We start from the raw sequence: 15,798 nt of genomic DNA, 5'->3' as shown, positions 1-15,798 counted from the left end.
CGCCCCCGGGGCGGTCCCGTCGGCGGGGTGGTCGGCGGTGTTCAGGACGCCTCCTTCGCGGCGCGGAAGCCGGCCTCCAGGTCCGCCTTGAGGTCGTCCAGGTTCTCGATGCCGACCGACAGGCGCACCAGGCCCGGCGAGGTGCCGGTGGCGGCGAGCTGCGCGTCGTCGAGCTGGCTGTGGGTGGTGGACGCGGGGTGGATGATGAGGCTGCGCACGTCACCGATGTTGGCGAGGTGGCTGAAGAGTTCGACGGCGTCCACGAAGCGCATGCCCGCCTCGACGCCGCCGCGCAGCTCGAAGGAGAGCACGGCACCGGCGCCGCGCGGGAGGTAGCGGCGCCCGGCCTCGTACCAGCGGTTGGACGGCAGTCCGGCGTAGTGGACGGCCGCGACCTCGTCGCGCTGCTCCAGCCACTCCGCCAGCGCCTGGGCGTTGGACGAGTGGCGCTCCATGCGCAGGCTCAGCGTCTCCACGCCCTGCAGGAGCAGGAAGGCGGAGTGCGGCGCGATGGCCGGTCCGAGGTCGCGCAGCAGCTGGACCCGCAGCTTGATGGCGTACGCGCCGGGGCCGAGGGCGGGCCAGTAGCGCAGCCCGTGGTAGCTGGGGTCGGGCTCGCTGAAGTCGGGGAAGCGCTCGGGGTGCGCGCCGAAGTCGAAGGTCCCGGCGTCGACGACGACGCCGCCGATGGTGGTGCCGTGACCGCCGAGGAACTTGGTCGCCGAGTGGACGACGACGTCGGCGCCGTGCTCGATGGGGCGCAGGAGGAAGGGGGTGGGCACGGTGTTGTCGACGATCAGCGGGAGCCCGGCCCCGTGCGCGACGTCGGCGAGGGCGCGGATGTCGAGGACGTTGCCGCGCGGGTTGCCGAGGGTCTCCGCGAACAGGGCCTTGGTGCCGGGCCGGATGGCGGCCCGCCAGGCGTCGAGGTCGTCCGGGTCCTCGACGAAGGACACCTCGATGCCGAACTTCCGCAGGGTGTGCCGGAAGAGGTTGTACGTGCCGCCGTAGAGCGCGGCGCTGGAGACGATGTGGTCGCCGGCCCCGGCCACGTTGAGGACGGCGAGGGTCTCCGCGGCCTGCCCGGAGGAGAGGGCCACGGCGGCGACGCCGCCTTCGAGTGCGGCGATCCGCTGCTCGAAGACGTCCGTGGTGGGGTTGTGGATGCGGGTGTAGATGTTCCCGGGCTCGGCGAGCGAGAAGAGGTCGGCCGCGTGCTGGGTGTCGCGGAAGACGAACGAGCTGGTCTGGTAGATCGGGACCGCCCGGGCGCCGGTGGTCGGGTCGGGGACGGCGCCGGCATGCAGCTGCCTGGTCTCGAACGACCAGGCGGGGGTGGCGGGTCCGGTCGGCTCGTCCTCGGGGGTGTGACCGGCGGTGACGGCGTCGATCGGCTGGCTCATGCTTCTCCTCGGTACACGTGCGATGCCCGGCGGCGGGCGGGGTGGTGCCGGTGTGAGCGGCGGGGTGCAGGAAGCAGGCGTACGGGGCTCCGTGTCGGAGGGCGTACGCGGGGGTGTGCGCGGCTACGGCGCGGGGTGGGCCACCACGGGGCCGCGTCAGCGGGCGGTGGGACAACTCATGGTCGTGACACGCGCGTAGTCCACGTGGCGGCGGGTCACGAGCACGATCATGCGCCCAGGTAACCACAGTCGGACAGCGCGCACCACCGCCTTCCGCAGTGCGGACAACCGGGGCGGTCCGCTTCCGCGCCGCGGACGACGGGGGCGCCCCGAGGGCGTGGAACCGCTCCCGCCGGGCGGCCCCGGACGCGTCGATGTCAGGATGGTTCCATGACGAGCAAGGTCTACTTCGACATCACCATCAACGACGAGCCCGCCGGGCGGATCACGTTCAAACTGTTCGACGACGTCGTTCCCAGGACCGCGGAGAACTTCCGCGCACTGGCGACCGGCGAGAAGGGCTTCGGTTACAAGGGGTCGTCCTTCCACCGGATCATCCCCGAATTCATGCTCCAGGGCGGCGACTTCACCGCGGGCAACGGCACGGGCGGCAAGAGCATCTACGGGGCGAAGTTCCCCGACGAGAACTTCAAGCTGGCGCACTCCAAGCCCGGCCTGCTGTCCATGGCCAACAGCGGCCCCGACTCCAACGGCTCCCAGTTCTTCATCACGACCATCGTGACGTCGTGGCTGGACGGCAAGCACGTGGTGTTCGGCGAGGTCGACAACGAGGAGAGCATGGACCTCGTGAAGAAGATCGAGGCCCTCGGCACGCAGAGCGGCCGCCCCCAGGCGAAGATCACCATCGCGGACAGCGGCGTCCTCTGACCCGCGCCCGCGCCCTCGCGCGCGGCGTACGCACCCTTCGCACGACCGCATGACCGAGCGCATGCGCGACCTCTGAACGAGCGCGCCGTCCGACGGACCCCCGTCGGGCGGCGCGCTCCGTCGTTCCGGCACCCCCACTGTCAACTCGAAGTTGACGCCACCCCGACTGTCAACCTACGGTTGACGCATGGTGAATCCCGTACGCATGACCCATCCCGTGCGCCTCGACGACCTGATCGAGGCCATCAAGAAGACCCACACCGACGCCCTCGACCAGCTCTCCGACGCCGTCATCGCCGCGGACCACCTCGGCGACGTGGCCGACCACCTGATCGGCCACTTCGTGGACCAGGCCCGGCGCTCGGGCGCCTCCTGGACCGAGATCGGCAAGAGCATGGGCGTGACCAGGCAGGCGGCCCAGAAGCGGTTCGTCGCCAAGGACCCCGGCGAACCGTCGGACCTCGACCCGAGCCAGGGATTCGGCCGCTTCACCCCGCGGGCCAAGAACGTCGTCATGGCCGCGCAGAACGAGGCCCGGGCGGCGGGCAACGACCAGGTGCGCACCGCACACCTGGTGCTGGGGCTGCTCAGCGAACCGGAGGGGCTGGGCATCGCCTTCGTCAAGGCCCAGGGCATCACTCCGGACGCGATCCGCCGCGCCGCGACCGAGGCCCTGCCCGCCGCCGCGGACGAGGTGCCGGACCTGATCCCGTACGACGCCGGGGCCCGCAAGGCGCTGGAACTCACGTTCCGCGAGGCGCTGCGCATGGGGCACAACTACGTCGGCACCGAGCACATCCTGCTCGCCCTGCTGGAGCAGGAGGACGGCGCGGGCGTGCTGTCGGGTCTCGGTATCGACAAGTCGACCGCCGAGACGGCCATCGCCGAGGCCCTCACGTTCCTCGCCGACTCCCCGAACAAGGGCGCGGACGAGGGCGACGACAGCAAGGACGAGGACAACAAGGAGGGCTGACCGAACGGTCCCGCAAGGTGCGGCGTCCCGGCCGTACGCGTGCGGCCGGGACGCCGCACTCCGCACGAGGCCCGCCCAACGCGACGCGCACGACGCCGCGCGCGGGGAGCGGGCGCGGGCGGCGATGACGGCCGGTCAGTGGGCTCCCGCTTCGAGCCGCAGGCTCCAGCGCCCCGGCCCACCGGAGAGCGTGACCGTCGACAGCGGGCGCACGTCGACGTTCCAGTACGTCGACGGCGGGGCCATGAGGGCGTGGACGAGCGCGGCCCGGACGACGGCGGGTTCCGCGACGGCCACGATGGCGCCCTCGCACACGGGCCGGGTGTCCAGCCAGCTCCCGATCCGGGAGATGAAGGCGAGCAGCGGTTCGCCGCCGTGCGGGGCGGAGCTCGGGTCGGCGAGCCAGGCGTCGACGGCGGCGGGCTCGCAGGTGGCGACGTCGGCCAGGGTGCAGCCGCGCCAGCGCCCCATGTCGCAGTCGCGCAGCGCGGGCTGGACGAGCGGTGCGTAGCCGAGCGCCCGACCGGTGGCGCGGCTGCGCGCGGTGGGCGAGCAGTAGCGCAGTTCGGCGGCCCCCAGCGGTGCCAGGGCGTGCGCGGCGAGCCGCACTTCGTGCCACCCGGTGGGGTCGAGCGGCCGGTCCTCGTCGAAGCGCTCGGCGAGCGGCGCGGAACTGCGGGCCGCGGCGACGAGCGAGACTCGCACAGTCATGGCGGCGATCGTGGAGCCGAACGCCACCCGGGTCAAGGGGGTAACCGCAAGCCTTTACGAAGGTTCGGGAACGTGGTGCCCGTGCGGTGCGCCGCTCCCTCGACGGCCCGGCATGCCCCGCGCCCTGCGGACGGCCTCGCGGCCCCTACCGCGTCCTCCCGCCCGGTTCCGTCGGCTCCTCCGCCGGACATCCGTCCCCGGATCCGGCCGGCAACGTCCCCAGGGTCTCTTCGCAGGCCGTGCGCAGACGGCGGACGCCCTCGGCGATCTCGGCCGCTCCGGCGACCGCGGCGAAGCTCAACCGGATGTGCGGGGAAGGGGGTTCGGCGCAGAAGTACGGGCGGCCGGGCGCGACGGCCACGCCCGCGCGCAGCGCCGCCGAGACCACCGCGGACTCGTCGGTGCCCGCCTCCGTCCCGGGCAGGCGCAGCCACAGACTGCCGCCGCCCGAGGGGACGTGCGGGAGCGCGAGGGCCGGCAGGTCGAGCCGCAGGGCAGCCGTCATGGTGTTGCGCCGGAGATCGGCGTGCCCCGGGCCAGCCAGCTCCAGCTCGCGCAGCCGTTGCTGACCCTGGGGTGGTCGTTCTTCCTGCTCGGCGAGGACGTGGCGGCGGCTGCGCCGGTGGCGGCGGTCGCGGTCCTCGTCTGCATCGTGGTCACCCAGCGTGCGGGGCGCGGCCGGCCCCGTGACGAGGGGCCGTGACAAGGGCGCGTGACGAGCGGGCCCCGTGCCCGGAGCCGGGCTCCGGCGCCCGTGACGAGCACCCGCCCCCGGCCCCTTCCCCGTGACGGACTCCCCGCGCCGCCCGCTCGCCACCCGCGGCGAGGCCGCGCACCCGGCGCCCTCGGCAAGGCGCACCCGTGCGGCCCCGGCCCCGGCGTACGGCCCGCGCTCCCCGCTTCCCCACCGGGCGAAGTCGCTTTTCGGTCATAGACTTGTCGACAAGGACCGCCACCCGTGAGGAGGTCACTCCCGATGGAGGCACGCGCGGGCGACCGGCTGCTGACGCACGGCAGGACCGTGGGGCAGCACGACAAGGTCGCAGAGATCCTCGAAGTGCTCGGTGCCGGGGGCACTCCCCCGTTCCGCGTCCGTTCCGAGGACGGACACGAGCACCTGATTTCGCCCGGTCCCGACAGCGTCGTACAGCACACCGCCGACAGGAAGCGGACACCGGAGAGCCCGTAGCGGCCTCCGCGGCGGCGCTCGTCGCTCCCGGGCCACGGGCGGACGACCGGATTCCTCCCGGCCGCCCGCCCCGTCCCCCGCGTCCGCTCCGCCGCTCCCTCAGCGGGGCGGGCGCACCCGGCCCGGGTAGTGGTCGTCCACCACGCGGGTCATCGCGCCGATCCTGTCCTCGACCACGTCCTTGCCCGAGAAGTAGACATGGCCGCGCACCTGGTCGCAGGCGGCGGCGAAGTCGAGGTGGCGGGAGAGTTCGGCCGGATCCTGCCAGGCGGCCGGCTGGGCGGGGTCACCGGCCTTGTACAGCGCCTCGCCGATGTACAGATCGACGCCCGTGCCCCGCACGACCTCGTTCCACCAGGGCACCAGTTCGGCGTAGTCGGCGGCGGCGAATCCGAGGTTCCAGTAGACCTGCGGGCAGATGTAGTCGATCCAGCCCTTCTTGATCCAGCCGCGGGTGTCGGCGTACAGGTCGTCGTAGGTCTGCACGCCCGCCTTCGTGGCGGAGCCGCGCGGATCGGTCGCGGCATTGCGCCAGACCGCGAACGGGCTGATGCCGAACCGGACGTTCTTCTTGATCTTCTTGATCCGCTCGCCGGTCTCGCGCACCAGCCGGTCGGTGTTGTCGCGCCGCCAGGCGGCCCGGTCGGGGAACCCCGCACCGTACTGCGCGTACGCGGCGTCGTCGGCGAACTCCTGTCCGGCCACCGGGTACGGGTAGAAGTAGTCGTCCCAGTGCACGGCGTCGATGTCGTAGCGGCGGACCGCGTCCAGCATCGCGTCCTGGACGAAGCGGCGGACCTCGGGGAGGCCCGGGTTGTAGTAGAGCTTCCCGCCGTACGGCAGGACCCAGTCCGGGTGCCGCCTGGCGGGGTGGGCCGCGGTCAGCCGGGACGGGTCGGTGTGGTTGGCGACCCGGTACGGGTTGAACCAGGCGTGCAGTTCGAGCCCCCGGTCGTGCGCCTCGCGCACGGCGGTGCCCAGCGGATCCCAGCCGGGGTCCTTGCCCTGGACGCCGGTGAGGTACTGGGCCCACGGCTCGTACGGCGAGGGCCACAGGGCATCGGCGGTCGGCCGGACCTGGAGCATCACGGCGTTCAGCCGCCGGTCGACGGCCTCGTCCAGGTGGTCGATCAGCTCCGCGCGCTGCGCGGCGGCCGTCAGACCGGGCTTCGACGGCCAGTCGAGGTTGGCGACGGTGGCGACCCACACGCCGCGCAGTTCGCGCCGCGCGGTCCGGTGGCCGCCCCCGTGCGGTGGCGCGCCCTCCCGCCCGGGGCCGTCGACCGTCCGGGAGGCGGGACCCTGCCGGACGGGAGCCGCGACGGCGTCACCCGCCAGGACGGCCCCGCCCATCGCTCCGGCGACCGCTCCGGCCGCTCCCGTCACAAAGCCTCTTCGGGCCATCTGCCGCATCTCGTCTCGCACCTGCCGTCTCTCTCCCTCGTCGTCCTCGTCGTGACCACCGCCGCCGGCACCGCGTCGCCGTCGGTCCGCGCCGGTGTCCGTCGCCTCCGTGTCCGGGCGTACGGCAGAGCATGCCCGCCCCGGCCCGCGATCACCCGTAGGCGGCGGAGTAACGTCGGGGGGTCGGGGCGGGCACCGGACTCACACGGGAACCTGCGACTCGGAGATCAGCGAAAGGCACGAGGTGACGGACTCTATGGCCGATATTTCACGCGTCGGAGTGGTGGGCTGTGGCCAGATGGGCGCGGGCATCGCGGAGGTGTGCGCCCGCAGCGGTCTTGAGGTCAAGGTGGCCGAGACCACCGGCGAGGCGCTGGAGATCGGCCGCACCAGGCTCCACAACTCCCTCTCGAAGGCCGCCGACCGCGGCAAGATCACCGCGGAGGAACGGGACGAGACACTCGCCCGGCTGACCTTCACGACCGACCTCGGAGAATTCGCCGACCGCGATCTCGTCATCGAGGCCGTCGTGGAGAACGAGCAGGTCAAGACCGAGATCTTCCAGGTGCTCGACCAGGTGGTGACCCGGCCGGACGCGATCCTGGCCTCGAACACCTCCTCCATCCCGCTGGTGAAGCTGGCCGTGGCGACCTCCCGCCCCGACCAGGTCATCGGCATCCACTTCTTCAACCCGGCACCGGTGCAGAAGCTCGTCGAGCTGATCCCCGCGCTGACGACGTCCGACGAGACGGTGAAGCGCGCGGAGGCCCTGGTGCAGGACGTCCTCGGCAAGCACCCGATCCGCGCCCAGGACCGGTCCGGCTTCGTCGTCAACGCGCTGCTGATCCCGTACCTGCTCTCCGCGATCCGGATGTTCGAGTCGGGGATCGCCAGCCGCGAGGACATCGACAACGGCATGGAGCTCGGCTGCGCCCACCCCATGGGGCCGCTCAAGCTCTCCGACCTGATCGGGCTGGACACCGTGGCATCGGTCGCCGATTCGATGTACGCGGAGTTCAAGGAGCCGTTGTACGCCGCTCCCCCGCTGCTCCAGCGCATGGTGGACGCGGGGCGGCTCGGCCGCAAGACCGGTTCGGGCTTCTACGTGTACTCCTGATCCGCGACCGCGCCTGTTCGGGGCCGGACCGGTGCGCCCGGTCCGGCCCCGTTCGCGTTCCCGCGCCGTCCCGGGTCGCGCCCCGCGAAGGCGCCGGAGGGGTCGGACCGCACCCGCGAACACATCTCCCGGCGAGCACGAAGGGGCGTGTCCGAAGCCCGGACACGCCCCTTCGTCCCATGCCGCGCGATGCGCGGTGTGCCGTTACGCGCCCCTCAGCACCGCGCCCGTCCGCTCGGCGGCCAGCGCCACCGCGGCGTCGCGGGCGGCCGTGGCCTCGTCGACGGTCAGCGTGCGGTCCGCGGCGCGGAAGCGCAGCGCGTACGCCAGGGACTTGCGGCCCGCGCCGATCTGGTCGCCGGTGAAGACGTCGAACAGCCGCAGCGATTCGAGGAGTTCACCCGCACCCTCGCGCAGCGCCCGCTCCACGTCGGCCGCCGGGACGTTCTCCGCGACGACCAGCGCGACGTCCTGGGTCGCCACCGGGAAGGCGGAGATGCCGGGTGCCCGGACCGGACCGTCGACGGCCCGCTCCAGGACGTCCAGCTCGATCTCCATGGCGCAGGTGCGCTCCGGCAGGTGGAGCGCCTTGACGACGCGCGGGTGCAGCTCGCCGGCGTGGCCGAGGAGGGTCTCCTCCCCGTTCACCGCGACGTACAGCGCGGCGCACCGGCCCGGGTGCCACGGCGCGTGCTGGGCGCCGCGGACGGTCGCCTCGACACCCGCCTCCCGGGCGACCGTGCGGGCGGCCTCGACGGCGTCGGCCCAGTCCGCCGGGCGGCCCGCGCCCCACCAGCCGGCCTGCTCGCGGGCACCCGCGAGGACGACCGCGGCGTTGCGGGGCTGGTGCGGCAGCGCGGCGTCGAGCGCGGCGATCTCCTCGTCGCCGGGACGGCGGTCGACGGACAGCCGGACGGCCTTCGCAGCGCCGTCGGCGGGCCTGAAGACGAGCCCGGTCTCGAACAGCGCCAGGTCGTGACCGCCCCGGCCGTCGTTGCGCCGCAGCGCGCCGAGCAGCCCCGGCAGCAGCGTGGTGCGCAGGGACGGTTCCTCGTCGGACAGCGGGTTGACGAGGTCGACCGTGCGGCGACGGGCGTCATCGGCGTCGAGCCCGAGCTGGTCGAACACGGCGCCGCCGACGAACGGGTAGTTCAGCGCCTCGACGTACCCGGCCCCGGCGAGCGCCCGGCCGATCCGGCGGTGCAGCCGCTGGCGGTCGGTGAGCCCACGCCCGGACGGGGGCGTCGGGAGCGTGGACGGGAGGTTCTCGTAGCCCTCCAGCCGGATGACCTCCTCGGCGAGGTCGTTCGGCTCGCTGAGGTCCGGACGCCAGGACGGCACGGTGACGACCAGCTCGTCCTGCCCGTAGACGTCGCAGCCGACCTCCTGGAGGCGGCGCACGACGGTCTCACGGCCGTACTCCACCCCGGCCACCCGGTCGGGGTGGGACGCGGGCATCACGATGGTGCGGGGCGCGGACGGGGCGCAGACCTCGGTGACCCCGGCCTCGGCCGTACCACCCGCGAGCAGCACCAGCAGGTCGACGGTGCGCTGCGCGGCGGCGGCCGCGGCCTGCGGGTCGGTGCCGCGCTCGAAGCGCTTGGACGCCTCGGAGGACAGCTTGTGGCGGCGCGCGGTACGGGCGATCGAGATCGCGTCGAAGTGCGCCGCCTCGATGACGACCTCGGTGGTGCCGTGGGTGCCGTCCTGGGCGTCCGCGATCTCGGTGTTGGCACCGCCCATGACGCCCGCGAGGCCGATCGGGCCGCGGTCGTCGGTGATGACCAGGTCCTCGGCGTCCAGGACGCGGACCGTGCCGTCGAGGGTGGTGAGCTTCTCGCCCTGCTGGGCGCGGCGCACCCCGATCGGCCCGTCGAGACGGGTGCGGTCGTAGGCGTGCAGCGGCTGGCCGAGCTCCAGCATCACGTAGTTGGTGATGTCGACGGCGAGCGAGATCGGGCGCATCCCGGCCTTCTGCAGCCGGCGCTGCATCCAGATCGGGGAGCGCGCCTCGGGCTGGAGGCCGACGACGGTCCGCGCGGTGAACCGGTCGCAGCCGACCGGGTCGGCGACCTTCACCGGGTGGCCGAACGCGTTCGGCGCGGGCACGTCCAGGAGCGCCGGGTCGCGCAGCGGCAGGCCGTAGGCGATGGCGGTCTCGCGGGCGACGCCGCGCATGGACAGGCAATAGCCGCGGTCGGGCGTGACGGCGATGTCCAGGACCTCGTCGACGAGCTGGAGCAGCTCGATGGCGTCGGTGCCGACCTCGTGCTCCGGCGGCAGCACGATGATGCCGTGCGTGCCGTCGTCGCCCATGCCGAGCTCGTCGGCGGAGCAGATCATGCCGTGCGAGGTCCGGCCGTACGTCTTGCGCGCGGAGATCGCGAAGTCGCCGGGCAGGACGGCGCCCGGGAGGACCACGACGACCTTGTCGCCGACGGAGAAGTTGCGAGCTCCGCAGACGATCTCCTGCGGCTCGCCGGTGCCGTTGGCGTCGCCGACGTCGACGGTGCAGAAGCGGATGGGCTTCTTGAAGCCCTCCAGCTCCTCGATGGTCAGGACCTGTCCGACGACCAGGGGACCCTTGAGGCCGGCGCCGATCTGCTCGACGGTCTCGACCTCCAGGCCGACGGCGACGAGCTTGGCCTGTACGTCACGGCCGGTCTCCGTCGCCGGCAGGTCGACGTACTCCCGCAGCCAGGAAAGCGGGACACGCATCAGATCTCCATCCCGAACGGCCGGGTGAAACGGACGTCACCCTCGACCATGTCTCGCATGTCTTCGACGTTGTGGCGGAACATCAGCATCCGTTCGATGCCGAACCCGAAGGCGAATCCGCTGTACTTCTGGGGGTCGACGCCGCAGGCGATGAGCACCCTGGGGTTGACCATGCCGCAGCCGCCGAGCTCGATCCAGCCCTCGCTGCCGCAGGTGCGGCAGGGACGGTCCGGGTTGCCGACGGACGCGCCGCGGCAGACGTAGCAGACCATGTCCATCTCGGCGGACGGCTCGGTGAACGGGAAGAAGTTCGGCCGCAGCCGGGTCTTCATGTCCGCGCCGAAGAGCGCCTGGACCATGTGGTCGAGGGTGCCCTTGAGGTCGGCCATGGTGAGGCCCTCGTCGACGGCCAGCAGCTCGATCTGGTGGAAGACCGGGGTGTGCGTCGCGTCGAGCTCGTCGGTGCGGTAGACGCGGCCGGGACAGACGACGTAGACGGGAGGCTCGCGGTCGAGCAGGGTACGGGCCTGGACCGGCGAGGTGTGGGTGCGCAGCACGACCCCGGACTCGTCGGTGTCGGCGCCGTCGGCGCCGCGGACGAAGAAGGTGTCCTGCATCTGCCGGGCCGGGTGGTCGGGCACGAAGTTCAGCGCGTCGAAGTTGAACCACTCCGCCTCGGCCTCGGGGCCCTCGGCGATCTCGTAGCCCATGGCCACGAAGACGTCCGCGACGCGCTCCATGAGCGTGGTCAGCGGGTGGCGGGCGCCGGCCGGGACACGGTCGTACGGCAGCGTGACGTCCACCGCCTCCTCGACCAGCACTCGGGCGTCCCGCTCGGCCTCCAGCTCCGCCTGACGGGCGGCGAGGGCCTTGTTCACGGCGCCGCGGGCCTGGCCCACGCGCTTGCCCGCCTCGGCCTTGGCCTGGGGCGGCAGCGCGCCGATCTCCCGGTTGGCGAGCGCCAGCGGCGAGGTGCCGCCGGTGTGCGCGGTCTTCGCCCGGGCGAGCGCGTCGAGGTCACCGGCGGCGGCGAAGGCGGCGAACGCCTCGTCCCGCATGCGCTCGATCTCTTCCGGTTTCAGTGCCTCGACCTCGACTGGGTCGTACGACTTGTTCGGTGCCGACATCTCTTCCCGTGCTTCCGATTGGCTGGTACTGCTCTGAACCGGGGACGCCCCGGACCCCGGCGGCCCCGCCCGACGGCTGGAGGACGCAAAGGTGCCAAAGGACGAGTCTAAAGGGCTCCGGACGTGCGCAGGGTCCGCGGGCGGCGCGGGCGGCCTCCCGGCACCCCGCCCCCGGCCCGTCCGGTCGCCGCGCGAACACCGCCGCCCGCGGCCCGGACGCCGCTATCCGAGGTAGGCGGGAGCGCTCACGGGCAGGACGAACCGGAATTCGGCGCCGCCGCCGGGGCCGCGGCCGACCGTGATCGTCCCGCCGTGCGCCTGGACGATGCCCTTGACGATGTAGAGGCCCAGGCCGGTGCCGCCGCGCTTGCTGCCCCGCCAGAAGCGGGTGAAGACGCGGGACATCGATTCCTCGGGGATGCCGGGGCCTTCGTCGCTCACGGTGACGGCCGTTCCCTTCTCGTCGTCGTCCGCCGGTGCGGGTGCGACTTCGATGGTGACGGTTCCCTCGCCGTGGCGCACCGCGTTTTCCAGGAGGTTGCCGAGCACCTGGTCGACCTTGTCCGGGTCGGCCCAGACCGCGGGCACCGGCTGGCAGGTGCGGACGAGGAAGCGGTCGGGGTCCTGTCCCTTGGCGGTGAGGGCCTGGACGTGGCGCTCGACGGCGGCGGAGAGGTCCACCGGCTGCCGGCGCAGCTCCAGCCGGCCGGAGTCGATCCGGGAGATGTCGAGGAGTTCGGCGATGAGCCGGGTGACGCGGCCCGCGTCGGCGTCGACGGTCTCCAGCATCAGCCGCTTCTGGTCGTCGGTGAACCGTTCCCACTTGGCGAGGAGCGTCGCGGTGAACCCCTTGACGGAGGTCAGCGGGGAGCGCAGTTCGTGGGCGACGGTCGCGATCAGTTCGGCGTGGCTGCGCTCGTTGCGGCGGCGGGCCTCGGTGCCGCGCAGGGAGACCACCACGCGGCGCACGGGACCGGTCGGGCGCTCGCGCACGTACCGTGCGGAGACCAGGACCTCGCGGCCGCCCGGCAGCAGCAGGTGGCGCTCGGGCTGGCCGGTGCGGGTGGCCAGCCCGCCGTACGGATCGGTCAGGGCCCACCAGCGGTGGCCCTTGAGGTCCTCCAGCGGCAGCGCCTGCTCCAGGAGGCGGCCGAGGGCCGCGGCCCGGGGCACGGCGGTGATGCGGGCCGCCGCGGCGTTGTAGCCGACGATCCGGCCGGACGCGTCGGCGACGACCAGGCCGTCGGGCAGGTCGTCGGGGTCGATGCCCCGGTGGGGATCCCCGGGGGTGTCGGCGTCCGCGCGGGGATCGGGTGCGGGGCTCCGGTCGTCGGGCGGCCCGTCCGCTGCGTCGGGTTCCTGGCAGGCGTGCACGGCGGCGGTGCATGTCCCGCGCGGCCTGTTCATGCCGACGCCCATATCCCTCTATCCCACCTCTCGCGATGCCGACCGGTGCAGTGGGCCCCCGGGCCCGTCACCCTACTAGTCGTCGGTGACGGTGCGACACCCTGCGGGGGCGTACGCCCGCCGTGCGCCGTGCGCCGTCCGACGGGACCCGGTCACGGCGCCGTCACGGGCCCCGTGGCGGCCCGGGAGCGGGCTCAGGAGCGGGAACGCTGGGCCCGCGCGGAGGCGTACAGGCAGACGGCCGCCGCGGTCGCCAGATTGAGGCTCTCCGCCTTGCCGTGGATCGGCACCCGTACGACGGCGTCGGCCAGCGCCCTGGTCTCCTCCGGCAGCCCCCACGCCTCGTTGCCGAAGACCCAGGCGGTCGGCCCGCCCATGGTCCCGGCGTCGAGCTCGTCGTCGAGGTCGTCGTCACCCGCGCCGTCGGCGGCGAGGATCCGTACGCCCGCCTCCCTCAGCCCCTGTACGGCCTGCTCGACCGGGACGCCGACCGCGACCGGCAGGTGGAAGAGCGAACCGACCGAGGCCCGGACGGACTTGGGGTTGTAGAGGTCCACCGAGGCGTCCGTGAGCACGACGGCGTCGGCGCCCGCGGCGTCGGCGCAGCGCAGCACTGTGCCGGCGTTGCCGGGGTCGCGTACGTGGGCGAGCACGGCGACCAGTTTCGGCCGCGCGGCGAGGATGGCGTCGAACGGGGAGTCGAGGAAGCGGCAGACGCCGATCAGGCCCTGCGGGGTGACGGTCTGCGACACGTCGGCGAGGACACCGGAGTCCGCGAGGTGCACCCGGGCGCCGGCCGCGTGGGCGGCGTCGACGATGTCGGCGTACCGCTCGGCGGCCTCGACGGTGGCGAAGAGCTCGATCAGCGTCGGTTCGCCGTCGGCGCCGCGGTGTCCGGCTGCCTCGCGCACGGCCTGCGGGCCCTCGGCGATGAACCTGCGCTCCTTGCCGCGGAAGTTGCGCTTGGCCAGCCGCCGGGCGGCGGTGACGCGCGGGGATCGCGGGGAGATCAGTTCGGGGGTGCCCATGGTCGGCGGCGAGCCTCTCTGCGTACGGAGGTGACGGACGTACGGAACGGAACGGGGGTGCAACGCACCGGACCCGCAGACGGCGAGCGCCTGCGGGTCCGGCTCAGCGAGCGGAAGGTGCGGCCTGGATCAGGCGGCGGCCTTCGGGGCGTTGACGTCGCTCGGAAGGGCCTTCTGGGCGACCTCGACGAGGGCGGCGAACGCGTTGGCGTCGTTGACCGCGAGCTCGGCCAGCATCTTGCGGTCCACCTCGATGTTGGCGGCCTTCAGACCCTGGATGAGGCGGTTGTACGTCATGCCGTTCTGACGAGCAGCGGCGTTGATGCGCTGGATCCACAGCTGGCGGAAGTCGCCCTTGCGCTTCTTGCGGTCGTTGTAGTTGTAGACGAGGGAGTGGGTGACCTGCTCCTTCGCCTTGCGGTACAGCCGCGAGCGCTGGCCGCGGTAACCGCTGGCCTGCTCCAGGATCGCCCGGCGCTTCTTGTGGGCGTTTACTGCGCGCTTGACGCGTGCCACTTGTCAACTCCTTGCAGCGGGGCCGTGGTTGGACTCACACGACCCGAAAACGAATGGGTCCCGGTCTCAGTCGAGGTCGCGCCCGCGGGATCACCCGGGGCGACGGACTCACTTGCCGAGAAGCTTCTTGACCTTCTTGGCGTCGGCCGGGGCCAGCACGACCGTGCCGGTCAGCGAGCGGGTCTTCTTGGACGACTTGTGCTCAAGAAGGTGGCGCTTGCCGGCGCGCTCGCGGAGCACCTTGCCGGAGCCGGTGATCTTGAAACGCTTGCTGGCACCGCTGTGCGTCTTGTTCTTCGGCATCGCGCCGTTCTCTCCTCGTCAGTGGCGCCCCTCTCGGTGCGGGCACCGGACAGCAGGGGCGTCAGTTCTTGGTGGGGATTCCGGGGTGACCCGGGGCCGCCTGGATGGCGGCCCCCTGAGATCACGACTCGGAAGGTGTCTCTCCCGAAGCCTGGGCGTTCCCGCCCTCGGCACCGGCGCCGGAGCCGGAACCCTGGCGCCCCGCCTTGCGGGCGGCCTGGGCCTCGCGGGCCTCGGCCATGGCTTCGGTCTTCTTCTTGTGCGGGCCAAGAACCATGATCATGTTCCGGCCGTCCTGCTTCGGGTTGGACTCGATGAAACCGAGGTCCTCCACGTCCGAAGCCAGACGCTGGAGCAGTCGGAAGCCCAGCTCGGGGCGGGACTGCTCACGACCACGGAACATGATCGTGATCTTGACCTTGTCGCCCTGCTTGAGGAACCGGACGACGTGACCCTTCTTGGTGTCGTAGTCGTGCGGGTCGATCTTCGGCCGGAGCTTCATCTCCTTGATGACCGTGTGCGCCTGGTTCTTGCGCGCCTCACGGGCCTTCATGGCCGACTCGTACTTGAACTTCCCGTAGTCCATGAGCTTGCACACGGGCGGACGGGCGGTCGCCGCCACCTCGACCAGGTCGAGGTCGTACTCCTGCGCGAGTTCCAGGGCCTTGGCAAGCGGAACAATCCCGACCTGCTCGCCGCTGGGACCGACAAGTCGCACCTCGGGAACGCGAATCCGGTCGTTGATGCGGGGCTCGGCGCTGATGGATCCTCCTCGGTAGCACCACGCGACCGCCTGGCGGACAGCCGCGTAACGTCTGTTTTCGATCAGACCAACCGCACAGGGACAAGAAAAATGCCCCGACGGGACACAGGCGGGGCTCCTGGAACAACCGGAACACCGCCGCGGTCCTCCGCGGGGCGCATCGGGCGGCTCCATCGTCCGTACGGAACGATGGGCACCGCCTGACCGGTGACCCGCCGCCCCGAGGGGCAGCCAGGTGGGAGATCGGAGCC

Annotated in this window: 14 protein-coding genes and 2 pseudogenes; 5 read left to right on the top strand and 11 right to left on the bottom strand. The window is 72.5% G+C overall.

All coding sequences use genetic code 11. From position 1 onward, the window contains the following. Positions 1-41: 41 nt before the first annotated feature. Positions 42-1,403, bottom strand: a complete 1,362-nt coding sequence (locus ACFYY6_RS12970) for a bifunctional o-acetylhomoserine/o-acetylserine sulfhydrylase (RefSeq protein WP_389193039.1) — start codon at positions 1,401-1,403, stop codon at positions 42-44. 390 nt (positions 1,404-1,793) lie between these two features. Here ACFYY6_RS12970 and ACFYY6_RS12965 point away from each other — a divergent pair, with 390 nt between their 5' ends. Then, positions 1,794-2,291 carry a peptidylprolyl isomerase gene (locus tag ACFYY6_RS12965; RefSeq protein WP_351522139.1) on the top strand — a complete coding sequence of 166 codons (498 nt, stop codon included), beginning with the start codon at positions 1,794-1,796 and terminating at the stop codon, positions 2,289-2,291. 187 nt (positions 2,292-2,478) lie between these two features. Then, on the top strand, positions 2,479-3,264 hold the full coding sequence (locus tag ACFYY6_RS12960) for a Clp protease N-terminal domain-containing protein (RefSeq protein WP_351522141.1): 786 nt from the start codon (positions 2,479-2,481) through the stop codon (positions 3,262-3,264). 135 nt (positions 3,265-3,399) lie between these two features. Here the strand turns inward: ACFYY6_RS12960 and ACFYY6_RS12955 are convergent, their stop codons facing one another. Further along, complete coding sequence (locus ACFYY6_RS12955; protein ID WP_389193036.1) at positions 3,400-3,975, bottom strand: histidine phosphatase family protein; 576 nt, start codon at positions 3,973-3,975, stop codon at positions 3,400-3,402. A gap of 145 nt (positions 3,976-4,120) precedes the next feature. Continuing rightward, positions 4,121-4,492: pseudogene (locus ACFYY6_RS12950) on the bottom strand (hypothetical protein); the annotation flags it as partial. Here ACFYY6_RS12950 and ACFYY6_RS12945 point away from each other — a divergent pair. Both ACFYY6_RS12945 and ACFYY6_RS12940 read left to right on the top strand, forming a co-directional pair. Further along, positions 4,493-4,678: pseudogene (locus ACFYY6_RS12945) on the top strand (EamA family transporter); the annotation flags it as partial. It lies immediately after the preceding pseudogene. A 273-nt stretch (positions 4,679-4,951) separates the two neighbouring features. Continuing rightward, positions 4,952-5,164 carry a DUF1918 domain-containing protein gene (locus ACFYY6_RS12940; RefSeq protein WP_351522145.1) on the top strand — a complete coding sequence of 71 codons (213 nt, stop codon included), beginning with the start codon at positions 4,952-4,954 and terminating at the stop codon, positions 5,162-5,164. 99 nt (positions 5,165-5,263) lie between these two features. On the opposite strand, the gene ACFYY6_RS12935 is transcribed toward ACFYY6_RS12940, so the two are convergent. Next, positions 5,264-6,577 (bottom strand): family 10 glycosylhydrolase, encoded by a 1,314-nt coding sequence (locus tag ACFYY6_RS12935; RefSeq protein WP_351522159.1) that lies wholly within the window; start codon positions 6,575-6,577, stop codon positions 5,264-5,266. A 247-nt stretch (positions 6,578-6,824) separates the two neighbouring features. Between ACFYY6_RS12935 and ACFYY6_RS12930 the strand changes: the two genes are divergently transcribed. After that, the gene (locus tag ACFYY6_RS12930) at positions 6,825-7,685 is read left to right on the top strand and encodes a 3-hydroxybutyryl-CoA dehydrogenase (protein ID WP_388650100.1); all 861 of its coding nucleotides are present in this window, start codon (positions 6,825-6,827) and stop codon (positions 7,683-7,685) included. A gap of 204 nt (positions 7,686-7,889) precedes the next feature. Here ACFYY6_RS12930 and pheT read toward each other — a convergent pair whose 3' ends face one another. The 7 genes from pheT to infC form a co-directional block, all read right to left on the bottom strand. Continuing rightward, a complete protein-coding gene (pheT, locus tag ACFYY6_RS12925; protein ID WP_351522149.1) occupies positions 7,890-10,403 on the bottom strand; it encodes a phenylalanine--tRNA ligase subunit beta in 2,514 nt (837 codons plus the stop codon). Then, a complete protein-coding gene (gene pheS / locus ACFYY6_RS12920; RefSeq protein WP_351522151.1) occupies positions 10,403-11,530 on the bottom strand; it encodes a phenylalanine--tRNA ligase subunit alpha in 1,128 nt (375 codons plus the stop codon). The genes pheT and pheS overlap by 1 nt, the downstream gene beginning before the upstream one ends. A 222-nt stretch (positions 11,531-11,752) precedes the next feature. Next, positions 11,753-12,949, bottom strand: a complete 1,197-nt coding sequence (locus tag ACFYY6_RS12915; protein ID WP_389193033.1) for an ATP-binding protein — start codon at positions 12,947-12,949, stop codon at positions 11,753-11,755. A gap of 182 nt (positions 12,950-13,131) precedes the next feature. Further along, positions 13,132-13,965, bottom strand: coding sequence for an RNA methyltransferase (locus ACFYY6_RS12910; protein WP_351523666.1), 834 nt, complete (start codon positions 13,963-13,965; stop codon positions 13,132-13,134). 129 nt (positions 13,966-14,094) lie between these two features. After that, positions 14,095-14,481, bottom strand: a complete 387-nt coding sequence (gene rplT / locus ACFYY6_RS12905) for a 50S ribosomal protein L20 (protein WP_073787782.1) — start codon at positions 14,479-14,481, stop codon at positions 14,095-14,097. A gap of 108 nt (positions 14,482-14,589) precedes the next feature. Further along, complete coding sequence (rpmI, locus tag ACFYY6_RS12900) at positions 14,590-14,784, bottom strand: 50S ribosomal protein L35 (RefSeq protein ID WP_351523667.1); 195 nt, start codon at positions 14,782-14,784, stop codon at positions 14,590-14,592. A gap of 121 nt (positions 14,785-14,905) precedes the next feature. Continuing rightward, positions 14,906-15,610 (bottom strand): translation initiation factor IF-3, encoded by a 705-nt coding sequence (gene infC / locus ACFYY6_RS12895; protein WP_351629193.1) that lies wholly within the window; start codon positions 15,608-15,610, stop codon positions 14,906-14,908. Between the last annotated feature and the right edge of the window lie 188 nt (positions 15,611-15,798).

The sequence above is a fragment of the Streptomyces sp. NPDC001750 genome (assembly GCF_042892615.1).
In the GTDB taxonomy this organism is placed as follows: domain Bacteria; phylum Actinomycetota; class Actinomycetes; order Streptomycetales; family Streptomycetaceae; genus Streptomyces.
This window is presented reverse-complemented; position numbering and strand designations above follow the sequence as displayed.